Origin of the sequence: Methylobacterium sp. J-092, from assembly GCF_022829325.1 — a bacterium.
Classification (GTDB): Bacteria; Pseudomonadota; Alphaproteobacteria; order Rhizobiales; family Beijerinckiaceae; genus Methylobacterium.
This window is the reverse complement of the sequence record NZ_JAKSXU010000209.1, coordinates 64,515-73,122: the sequence shown is the minus strand read 5'-3', so window position 1 is coordinate 73,122 and position 8,608 is coordinate 64,515. Positions and strand designations below refer to the sequence as shown.

At 68.9% G+C, this 8,608-nt stretch carries 11 protein-coding genes and 1 pseudogene; 3 read left to right on the top strand and 9 right to left on the bottom strand.

The features are described from left to right. From xoxF5 to xoxJ, 3 genes and pseudogenes are all read left to right on the top strand, one after another. Positions 1-532 (top strand): annotated as a pseudogene (gene xoxF5 / locus MKK60_RS26875) (lanthanide-dependent methanol dehydrogenase XoxF5); the annotation flags it as partial. 206 nt (positions 533-738) lie between these two features. Next, positions 739-1,284: a c-type cytochrome, methanol metabolism-related gene (locus MKK60_RS26870; protein ID WP_210247496.1), complete on the top strand. Its 546-nt coding sequence runs from the start codon at positions 739-741 to the stop codon at positions 1,282-1,284. Next, positions 1,284-2,138, top strand: coding sequence for a rare earth element methanol dehydrogenase accessory protein XoxJ (xoxJ, locus tag MKK60_RS26865; protein WP_243989132.1), 855 nt, complete (start codon positions 1,284-1,286; stop codon positions 2,136-2,138). Before MKK60_RS26870 ends, xoxJ begins: the two co-directional genes overlap by 1 nt. 77 nt (positions 2,139-2,215) lie before the next feature. Here the strand turns inward: xoxJ and folK are convergent, their stop codons facing one another. From folK to pqqA, 9 genes are all read right to left on the bottom strand, one after another. Beyond that, a complete protein-coding gene (folK, locus tag MKK60_RS26860; protein WP_147725790.1) occupies positions 2,216-2,689 on the bottom strand; it encodes a 2-amino-4-hydroxy-6-hydroxymethyldihydropteridine diphosphokinase in 474 nt (157 codons plus the stop codon). Next, the gene (folB, locus tag MKK60_RS26855; RefSeq protein ID WP_147725789.1) at positions 2,686-3,060 is read right to left on the bottom strand and encodes a dihydroneopterin aldolase; all 375 of its coding nucleotides are present in this window, start codon (positions 3,058-3,060) and stop codon (positions 2,686-2,688) included. The genes folK and folB overlap by 4 nt, the downstream gene beginning before the upstream one ends. Then, a complete protein-coding gene (gene folP / locus MKK60_RS26850; RefSeq protein WP_243934691.1) occupies positions 3,057-3,836 on the bottom strand; it encodes a dihydropteroate synthase in 780 nt (259 codons plus the stop codon). Before folP ends, folB begins: the two co-directional genes overlap by 4 nt. 206 nt (positions 3,837-4,042) lie before the next feature. After that, on the bottom strand, positions 4,043-4,408 hold the full coding sequence (locus MKK60_RS26845; protein ID WP_147725787.1) for a hypothetical protein: 366 nt from the start codon (positions 4,406-4,408) through the stop codon (positions 4,043-4,045). Further along, entirely contained in the window at positions 4,389-5,117 is a 729-nt protein-coding gene (locus MKK60_RS26840) for a hypothetical protein (RefSeq protein WP_243989131.1), read from the bottom strand. Before MKK60_RS26840 ends, MKK60_RS26845 begins: the two co-directional genes overlap by 20 nt. Continuing rightward, positions 5,114-6,259, bottom strand: coding sequence for a pyrroloquinoline quinone biosynthesis protein PqqE (pqqE, locus tag MKK60_RS26835; RefSeq protein ID WP_147842604.1), 1,146 nt, complete (start codon positions 6,257-6,259; stop codon positions 5,114-5,116). The genes MKK60_RS26840 and pqqE overlap by 4 nt, the downstream gene beginning before the upstream one ends. After that, positions 6,256-7,335, bottom strand: coding sequence for a pyrroloquinoline-quinone synthase PqqC (pqqC, locus tag MKK60_RS26830; RefSeq protein WP_243989130.1), 1,080 nt, complete (start codon positions 7,333-7,335; stop codon positions 6,256-6,258). Before pqqC ends, pqqE begins: the two co-directional genes overlap by 4 nt. A 151-nt stretch (positions 7,336-7,486) precedes the next feature. Continuing rightward, positions 7,487-8,386 carry a pyrroloquinoline quinone biosynthesis protein PqqB gene (gene pqqB, locus MKK60_RS26825; RefSeq protein ID WP_147842606.1) on the bottom strand — a complete coding sequence of 300 codons (900 nt, stop codon included), beginning with the start codon at positions 8,384-8,386 and terminating at the stop codon, positions 7,487-7,489. Positions 8,387-8,431: 45 nt separating this feature from the next. Beyond that, positions 8,432-8,521: a pyrroloquinoline quinone precursor peptide PqqA gene (pqqA, locus tag MKK60_RS26820; RefSeq protein ID WP_055889187.1), complete on the bottom strand. Its 90-nt coding sequence runs from the start codon at positions 8,519-8,521 to the stop codon at positions 8,432-8,434. Between the last annotated feature and the right edge of the window lie 87 nt (positions 8,522-8,608).

Sequence of the window (8,608 nt, the reverse complement as noted above, 5' to 3'; positions counted from 1 at the left end):
GAAGACCAACCTGTTCTACGTGCCCACCAACCACGTCTGCATGGACTACGAGCCGTTCCGGGTGACCTACACCCCGGGCCAGCCCTACGTCGGTGCGACCCTGTCGATGTACCCCGCGCCGAACAGCCATGGCGGCATGGGTAACTTCATCGCCTGGGACGGCGTCGAGGGTAAGATCAAGTGGTCGAACGCCGAGCAGTTCTCGGTCTGGTCGGGCGCTCTCGCCACCGCCGGCGACGTGGTCTTCTACGGCACGCTCGAGGGCTACCTGAAGGCCGTCGACTCCAAGACGGGTAAGGAACTGTACAAGTTCAAGACCCCGTCGGGCATCATCGGCAACGTGATGACCTACCAGCACAAGGGCAAGCAGTACGTCGGCATCCTGTCGGGTGTCGGTGGCTGGGCCGGCATCGGCCTCGCGGCCGGCCTGACCGACCCGAACGCCGGTCTCGGCGCGGTGGGTGGTTACGCCGCCCTCTCGAGCTACACCAACCTCGGTGGTCAGCTCACCGTCTTCGCGCTGCCGAACTAATCGGTCGCACGAAGCCACTCTGAAATGAGTGCCGGCGCGGGTTTCCGCGCCGGCATTCTTATGATTAGAATGCCCTCAAGAAGGCTGCGAAAGGCCGCCTGAGAGCGGCTCGACCTTCAGGTCCCAGGGAGATTTTTGCGTTGCATTACCTCAGCAAATCCGTCACGCGGCCGTTCCTGGCCGCCCTCGCCCTAGCGTCCGTCTCGATGGTCGCCGTACATGCTGAGGATGCCAAGCCCGCCGATCCCGCCCTCGCCAACTCGCTGAACACCGACGACAAGTCGGCCGAGCCCGACGACAAGCTCCTCAAGAAGGATGCCGCGGTGAAGGTCGAAGAGGGCAAGTACTTCGATGCCGAAGGTCACCCGACCTTCCACATCACCGACGCGGGCAAGAAGTTCGACTGGTACACCTACTCCGGCTACCGCCGCTATCACGCCGAGTGCCACGTCTGCCACGGCCCGGACGGCATGGGCTCGACCTACGCGCCGGCGCTCAAAGACTCGCTCAAGCACCTCTCCTACGAGGAGTTCATCGGCATCCTGGCCGGCGGCAAGCAGGACGTGAGCTCGTCCGACCAGAAGGTCATGCCCGCCTTCGGCGATAACAAGAACGTCATGTGCTACTCGGACGACCTCTACGTCTACCTGAAGGCCCGCGCCTCCGGCGCGATGGGTCGCGTCCGCCCGGGCGACAAGGAAGACAAGCCCGAAGCCGCCAAGAAGGCCGAGAAGGAGTGCATGGGCGGCTGATGCGCCGCGCACGCACCCACGTCGCCGTCGCGATCGCGCTCCTGCCTCTCCTGGCAGGGGTGCAGGACGCGGCGGCGCAGAACGTCCCCGATCTCGTCACGGCAGACGTGCTTCGCGTCTGCGGCGACCCGGGCAACATGCCGTTCTCCGAGCGCAAGGAGGACGGATTCGAGAACCGCATCGCGGCGATCATCGCCGACGAGCTGAAGATCAAGGTCCGCTACTACTGGCTGACCCAGGGGCCCGGCTTCGTCCGCAACACCCTCGGCACCGGCCTGTGCGACCTGATCGTCGGGTCAGCCCTCGGCAGCGAGGGCGTCCAGAACACCAATCCGTACTATCGCTCGGTCTACACGCTCATCGTGAAGCAGGGCGATCTGGCGGGGGTGACCGGGCTCGACGACCCCAGGCTCAAGGGCAAGCGCATCGGCGTCATCGCCGGGACGCCGCCGGTCAACCGGATGGGCGACCTCGGCCTGATCTCGAGCATGAAGGCCTACGCGCCGTATCAGCTCGACCCGGCCCGCAAGAACCAGACGGTGGGTGCCGAGATCGTGTCCGACCTCGCGGCCGGGCAGATCGACGCCGCGGTGCTCTGGGGACCGTCCGCCGGGTGGCTGGCCAAGCAGAGCGGCACGGCGATGGACGTGATTCCGCTCCTGAAGGAGCCGGATCGCCCGCCGATGAGCTACCGCATCGCCATGGCGGTACGGATCGGCGAGAACGACTGGAAGCGGTCGCTGAACACCATCCTGCGCAAGCGCCGCTCCGACATCGAAGCGGTGCTTCGCGACTTCGACGTGCCGCTGCTCGAAGAGGAAGAGAACAAGCTGCTCGCGCCGAACGCGCACTGAACGCGTCGTCGACAGGATATCATAACACTCGCGAAGGGTCGGGCGAACGCCCGGCCCTTCGTCGTTCCGGGATGCGTTCAGTTCCGCTCGATGCCGCTGCGGTCGAGCTTGGCCAGCGCGTCGGCGACGGTCTCGCCGCCGATGACGAGGTCGGGCGCGATCTCGGCGAGCGGCACCAGCACGAAGGCGCGCTCGCGGACGTAGCGGTGCGGAAGGACGAGGCGCTCGTCCGAGACCTCGGCGCCGGCATAGGACAGCACGTCGATGTCGATCACGCGCGGCCCCCAGCGGCGCTCGCGGATGCGGCCGAGATCGCGCTCGACGCCGAGGCAGGTATCGAGCAGGGCGTGCGGGTCGAGGTCGGTCTCGATGGCGAGGGCGCCGTTGAGGAACCAGTCCTGATCGGTCTCGCCCCAGGGCGGGGTGCGGTAGTCGGACGACCGCGCGGTGATCCGGATGCCGGGAACGGCCGCGAGCCCCCGCACCGCGGCGGCGAGATGCCCGGCCTTGTCGCCGATGTTGCTGCCGAGGCCGAGATAGGCTTGCGTCATGCCCGGGCCTCCCGCCTGCGGGTGATCAGGACCGCGATCCCGTCGAGGTTCGCGGGAACCGGCGCGCTCGGCTTGTCGACCCGTACGGTGATCGCCTCGAGAGCCGGAAACCGCGCCAGGATCTCGCCGGCGATCGCCTCGGCCAGCGCCTCGATCAGGTCGAAGCGCCGCTCGGTGGCGATCGAGACCGCGATGGCGGCGAGGTCGGCGTAGCTCACCGTCCGCGTCACGTCATCGGAGCGGCCGGCGGGAGCTAGGTCGAGGGCCGCATCGAGCGACAGGTAGAAGCGCTGCCCGAGGCGCGTCTCCTCGGGCAGCACGCCGTGATGGGCGAAGACCGCGATGCGCTCGACGAGGATGCGGTCGCTCATCGGCGGTCTCCCGGGCGCAGGACGGCGTCGACCACGCGCATCGCGTCGACATGGGCGGCGACGTCGTGGACGCGGACGATGTCGGCGCCGAGCGTCGCGGCAAGCGCATGCGCCGCGAGCGATCCGTTGAGCCGGTCGGCCGGCGCGGTCTCGCGGTCGTGCAGCCGGCCGAGCAGCGACTTGCGCGAGACGCCCACGAGGATGGGGAAGCCGAGGGCGCGGATCTCGGGCAGGCGCCGCAACGCTTCGAGGTGCTGGTTCCAGCTCTTGCCGAAGCCGATGCCCGGATCGAGCACGATGTCGCCGTCGGGGATGCCGGCCCGGCGGGCGATGCCGAGCGAGACCTCGAAGAAGCGCAGCATGTCCGAGACGATGTCGAGGCCGGCGTCGATCGTCTCGCGGTTGTGCATGATCATCACCGGCGCGCCGTGGTCGGCGGCGACGAGGGCGATGTCGGGCTCGCGCTGCAGGCCCCAGACGTCGTTGACGATGCGGGCGCCGGCCGCCAGCGCGCTCTCGGCGGTCGAGGCCTTGTAGGTGTCGATCGAGATCGGGACGGAGAGCCGGTTCGCCAGGGCCCGGATCGCCGGAAGGACGCGGGCCTGCTCCTCCTCGGCCGGCACCGGAACGTGGCCGGGGCGGGTGGACTCGCCGCCGATATCGACCAGCGCGGCGCCCTCGGCAGCCAGCGCGTCGGCCTGCCGGCAGGCGGCTTCCTCGCCGACGAAGCGGCCGCCATCCGAGAAGGAATCCGGCGTGACGTTGAGGATGCCCATCACGAGGGTCCGCCGGCCCAGTTCGGGCAGCAAGCCGGCGAGGGCGGCGGGTCGATGGCTCAAGGGGCGTCGCTTCTCTAGCTCGTCGCGGGCGGCTCCCGCCGCGTCGATGTGGCCGGTTTTTCCGGGCGAAGCAACGGCGCCCGTTGCCATGAGAAAAGGCCGCCCGGTACCGGGCGGCCTCTCCAATCTTCCTGGGCGACGCCTCAGCCGCGGTAGCAGCGGATCTCGGCCTCGGCCTGGGCGCGGCGGAGGTCGGCGACCTTGTCGTCGAACACCTTGGTCGACTTGAACTCGTTCGAGCGCGCGCCGATGCCCTGGCGCATCGACAGCACGGTGCTCGCCTGCACGTACTTGTCGTAGGGCAGGATCGCCGCGAGCTGGTCGATCGAGCAGGTGCAGCGCTGCATCGCCTCGCGGGTCTGGCCGTTGGCGGCCATGCAGCCGAAGACGTAATCGACGCGCGCGTCGGTCGGGTAGTCGTTCTCGGCATCCGCCGCGACGACCGGCATCGCCAGCATCGTCAGCGCGACACCGGACAGGGCAAAGCCCTCAACCAGCTTTCTGATCATAGCTCAGCCGCTCCTCCAAGAGTTCGCCGCCCTCGGCATTCTTCGATTGCGCCTCGATCGAGACGATCTCGCCGGGCACCTCGGGAGAGGTGACGAAGGTGTAGGTCATGTTGTCCATGCCGCGCATGCGCTGGGCCATCCCATCGCCGAGGAAGGGCTTGGACACCACCTGCCAGGCGTCGACCGAGCGGCCCTTGTAGTCGACCTTGATCGGTGTGACGGTGGCGCCGTCGCGAAGGCCCTTGCGGATCGCCAGCTTCAGGTAGCGCGGGTTGGCCTGCAGCACCCGGGCGAGATTGGCCAGGTGGTTCTCCAGGAACAGCGGGATCACCGGGTTGCCGGACATGTCCTCGAACGGGCCGGCGGGGAACCGGTTGGTGCCCGAGAACATCTCGACGGCGATGTTGCGGCCGTCGCCGCCCGTGCCCGGCTCGAGGGTGAGCTTGATCGTGTCGTCGAGCGGCGGCCCGAACGGGCCCTTCGCGATGCCGGACCGGCGCAGGTAGTCGTAGGTCAGCGTCGAGCCGGCGGCGGCGTTCTTCAGCTGCGGCTGCTCGAACAGCAGGTCGGCCGCGCTCGGGGGCGCCGCGGCGTTCGCCTGTTCCGGCGCGGCTGCGGCGGGGGCAGGAGCCGGGGCGGCGGGCGCCCCCTCGACGGCGAGCGCCGGGGTCGCGGCAAGCAGCGCAGCGACGATCACGAAACACTTCACGAGAGGGCGTCCTCCTTGCGTGGCGCCGGGATGTTGGCCCCGATCGTCCGGTAGGTGTAGTCGGGCGGCGTCTCGGCCGCCTCCTCGACGGCGAGCGCCCGCACCTTGGCGTGCAGGGGCGACAGCGAGCAGGCGGGGTCCGTCGCCGCCGCATCGCCGGCGAGCGCCAGCGCCTGGCAGCGGCAGCCGCCCCAATCCTTCTCGCGCCGGTCGCAGGAGCGGCAGGGCTCCTGCATCCAGTCGGTGCCGCGATAGGCGGTGAAGGCCGGGGCGTTCGCCCAGATGTCGCCGAGCGAATGCTCGGTCACGTGCCAGAACTCGAGATGGCTGATCGTCTCGGCCGCATGGCACGGCAGCACCTTGCCCTGCGGCGTCACGTTGATCAGCTTGCGACCCCAGCCGCCGGCGCACGCCTTCGGGTACTTCGCGTAGTAGTCCGGCACGACGAGATCGATGACGAGCTGGCCCTTGAGGCGCTCGCGGGCCGCCTCGACGATGCGGATCGACTGATCGACCTGGGCCTTGTCCGGCATCAGCGCGGCGCGGTTGACGTAGGCCCAGCCGTAATACTGCGTGTGCGCCACCTCGAGGCGCTTGGCGCCGAGCTTCACCGCGAGGTCGATGAAGCCCTCGACCTCATGGATGTTGCCGCGGTGGATCACCGAGTTCAGCGTCAGCGGCAGGCCGAGCTCGGTCACCTTGGCGGCGAACTCCATCTTCTGCGGCTGCGCGTTCTTCAGGCCGCCGATCTTCTCGGCGTTGGCCGCGTCCACGCCCTGCACCGAGAGCTGCACGTGGTCAAGGCCGACGTCGTAGAGCGCCTGGAGCTTGGACAGGGCGCCGCCGACGCCGGAGGTGATCAGGTTCGAGTACAGCCCGAGCTTGGCGCAGGTCTCGGTGATCTCGACGATGTCGTTGCGCGCCGTCGGCTCGCCGCCGGACAGGTGGACATGGAGCACGCCGAGGCCCGCGGCCTCGGTCAGCACCCGCTGCCAGGTCGCGGTGTCGAGCTCGCGCGAGCGTCGGTCGAGGTCGAGCGGGTTCGAGCAGTACGGGCAGCGCAGCGGGCAGCGGTGCGTCAGCTCGGCGAGCAGCCCGACCGGGGCCGGGATCGCCGCCGCGTTCGGGGTCAGCGCGTTCATCGCTCCAGCACCCTCTTTCCGGCGAGGTCGTTCAGCATGGCCAGCACGTCGACCTCGATCGCGCGCGGGTCGGCGGCGTAGGTCTCGCCGAGCCGGTCGGCGATGGCGGCGACGCTGGTCTTGCCGTCGACGAGGTTGAGGACCGCGACGGCGTTGGCGTCGAGGTCGAAGGTGCGCTCGGGGGCGAGCAGCACGTGCTTGTCGCGGGTCTGGTCGAACCGCATCCGCACGCCGCGGGGCAGGCGCGGCACGTCGGTCGCCGACAGGCGGCCGGTGCCGGGTGCCCCCGGTTGCGTCTCGGCGACGAGCCCGGTGCCGGGCGTCCAGGCGTCGGGTGGGATCATCCCGGGCGCGACGTAGGCGAAGTACAGCGCGTCGAGCTGGGTCCACAGCACGTTGCACTTGAAGGTCAGCGCCGCCATCGCCTGACGTTGCAGCTCGGGCGTGGTGGCATGGCGCTTGACGTAATCGAGGGCGAAGTCGGCGTCGCGCGGCGCCTGAGTCATGCGCTTCTCGAAGTACGCCAGCGTCTCCTTGGTGATGAAGTCGTAGTTCTTCAGCATGCCCGAAACGCGCTCTGAGATGATGTTCGGCGAGAACATCTCGGTGAGCGACGAGGCGATCGCCTCCAGCAGCGAGCGCTCCGCGACGAAGTGCACGTAGGCCTCGACCGAGAACTTGGTGGCCGACAGGATGCCGGCGGTCGACTCGACGTAGTCGCGCCGGAAGCCGACGCCCTCGGCGAGCTTCAGCCAGCGCTCGATGCCGCCGTCGCCCGGCGCATCGCCGTCGTGGTCGACGATGCGCTGGCGCCAGACGCGGCGGAGCGCGGCGTCGGTCATCCGCGCCAGCACCGCGGCGTCCTTCACCGGGATCATCGCCTGGTAGTAGTAGCGGTTCAGCGCCCAGGCCCGGACCTGATCCTTGCTCAGCTTGCCGTCGTGCAGCAGGCGGTGGAACGGATGCAGGTTGTGATAGCGCCGGGCGCCGATGTCGCGCAGCGCCGCCTCGAGCTCGTCGGGGCTGAGCAGGCGCTCGGACGTGTCGGATTGAGGGGTCGGGAACACTGCGTTCATGGCGTCACCAAGCGTCCGTTCGGAGGCGTTTCCTGGTCGTCTGTCGATCACCGCGTCTGGCGGCGGCTTCGCGGCGCAATCGAATCGCGCACATCCCGTCATGAGATAGGTCGCGGGGCCGACAAATGCCAACCGCGCCCGGTCGTCGCCGTCAGAGGCTCAGGGTGAGCCCGTCATGGGCGACGACCCATCCGTCCGCCTCGACCGCCGCGCGCTCGGGCGAGCCTTCGACGAGGACGGGGTTGGTGTTGTTGATGTGGACGAAGACGCGCGAACCGATCGCGACATCCTTCAGGCCGGCGACCGAGCCGCCGTCGCCCCGCATCGGCACGTGCCCCATGCGCCATCCGGTCTTGGTGCCGACGCCGGCGCGGATCATGTCGTCGTCGTGCAGCACCGTGCCGTCGAAGAGCAGCGCGTCGACGCCGGCGATCCGGGCCTTCAGATCCTCGGTGACGCGGGCGCAGCCGGGAATGTAGGCGAGGCGGCGGCCGCCGGCCTCGATCATCGCGCCGACCGTGCTCTCGGATTCGGCGCCGAGCTCGAGATCGGCATCCTCGAGCCAGAGCGGGACCTTGCCGGGCACCGAGAACAGCGTGACCGCAAGTCCCGGCAGCGGCTCGAAGCGCCGGCCGAGCGTGATCGCCTCCCGGACGACGACGCCCTCGGCCATCACGTCGAAGACGCGGTTCTCGGCGACCGAGCCGAGGATGCTGCCGGTGCCGTAGAGCGTGTAGGGCTGGCCCTCGCGCAGCGTCAGAAGGCCGGCGACGTGATCGACGTCGCCGTTGGTGAGCAGCACGGCGCGGATCGGTGAGTGGCGCAGGCCTTCCCGCGGATGCATCGCCGGGTTGTCGAAGAGTTGCTGCCGGATGTCCGGCGAGGCGTTCACCAGGAGCCAATCCCCGCCATCGGTGGAGACGGCGATGCTCGACTGGGTCCGCGGCCTGACGCGGTCGGGCTCGCTGCGGGCGAGCCGGCAGTTCGGGCAGCGGCAATTCCACTGGGGAAGCCCGCCGCCGGCAGCCGAGCCGAGGATCAGGACGCGCATGGAGTGGTCCGATGCAGCCAACAACCCTCAGCTCGGCGCAACACCTCAGTTGAAGGTGTCGATCTCGGCGGACTCGTAGCTGGTGACTTCCATGCCGACGCAGATTTCGGAAACGATCGGGGCAGCCCAGGTCATGGTGTTTCTCCGTCTGATTACGAACATGCGGTGCCGAAAGGTAAACTTAAGAGTACCCTAAGACACTGATGGCGCTTTTGTTTTCCG